The 1,414-nt window shown below is 66.3% G+C and carries 1 protein-coding gene; it reads right to left on the bottom strand.

Annotated features, from left to right (window positions below; translation table 11 throughout):
• Window position 1: 1 nt before the first annotated feature.
• Window positions 2-1,414: pyruvate kinase (gene pyk / locus A6I89_RS24220; RefSeq protein WP_139791995.1), on the bottom strand; the 1,413-nt coding region annotated here is incomplete at its 5' end.

Genomic DNA, 1,414 nt, shown 5'->3' with positions numbered 1-1,414 from the left:
GCTAGTGGTCTTCCTCCCCGATCCGGTGCACGTGGATCAGGTTGGTCGAGCCTACTGTGCCCGGCGGGGAGCCGGCCACGATGACCACGAGGTCGCCCTTGTTGTAGCGGCCGAGGGAGAGCAGCGCGTGGTCGACCTGCGTGAACATCTGGTCCGTCGAGTCGACCGGGTCCACGATGAACGTCTCGGTACCCCACGACAGCGCCAGCTGGCAGCGCACCGACTCGAGCGGCGTGAACGCCAGCAACGGCAGCGGCGAATGCAGCCGAGCGAGACGGCGGACCGTGTCCCCGGACTGGGTGAACGCCACCAACGCCTTCGCATCGAGCCGCTCACCGATGTCACGAGCCCCGTAGGAGATGACACCACGCTTGGTCCGCGGGACGTGAGTGAGCGGCGGCACGCGCGCGGGATCGGTCTCGACCGCCTCGAGGATCCGCGCCATCGTCTGCACGGTCTCCATCACGTACTTACCGACCGACGTCTCACCGGAGAGCATCACAGCGTCGGCGCCGTCGAGGACGGCGTTCGCGACGTCCGACGCCTCCGCACGGGTGGGCCTCGAGTTCTCGATCATCGATTCGAGCATCTGCGTCGCCACGATCACCGGCTTGGCGTTCTCACGAGCGATCTGGATCGCCCGCTTCTGCACCAGCGGCACCTGCTCGAGCGGCAGTTCCACACCCAGATCACCACGGGCGACCATGACCGCGTCGAACGCCAGGACCACGGCCTCGAGGTTCTCGATCGCCTCGGGCTTTTCGAGCTTCGCGATCACCGGCACCCGGCGACCGACCCGATCCATCACGTCGTGGACCAACTCGACATCGGCGGGCGAACGCACGAACGAGAGCGCGATGAAGTCGACTCCCAGCCCGAGCGCGAACTCGAGATCCTCGATGTCCTTCTCCGACAGCGCCGGCACCGACACGTTCATCCCGGGCAACGACACACCCTTGTTGTTGCTCACCGGACCGCCCTCGGTCACCCGGCACACCACATCGTCACCGTCGACGGCCTCGACGACGAGCCCGACCTTGCCGTCGTCGACGAGCAACCGGTCACCGGGCCGCGCGTCCTGCGCGAGCTGCTTGTAGGTGGTCGACACCCGATCGTGGGTTCCCTCACAGTCCTCGACCGTGATCCGGATCTGTTCACCCGTCTCCCACCGCGTCTTGCCCTCGACGAACCGGCCGAGGCGAATCTTCGGTCCCTGCAGATCGGCCAGGATGCCCACCGCGCGGCCCGTCGCCTCCGACGCCGCCCGCACACGACGGTAATTGTCCTGGTGATCAGCATGTTCACCGTGACTGAAGTTGAGTCTGGCTACATCCATTCCGCTCTCGACGAGCTCGCGAACGCGGTCGCCGGATGCAGTAGCAGGGCCAAGAGTGCAGACAATCTTCGTGCGTCG

The organism is Prescottella equi, assembly GCF_002094305.1.
Classification (GTDB): Bacteria; Actinomycetota; Actinomycetes; order Mycobacteriales; family Mycobacteriaceae; genus Prescottella; species Prescottella equi.
The sequence above is the reverse complement of the archived record's forward strand: the minus strand, read 5'-3'. Positions and strand labels throughout refer to the sequence as shown.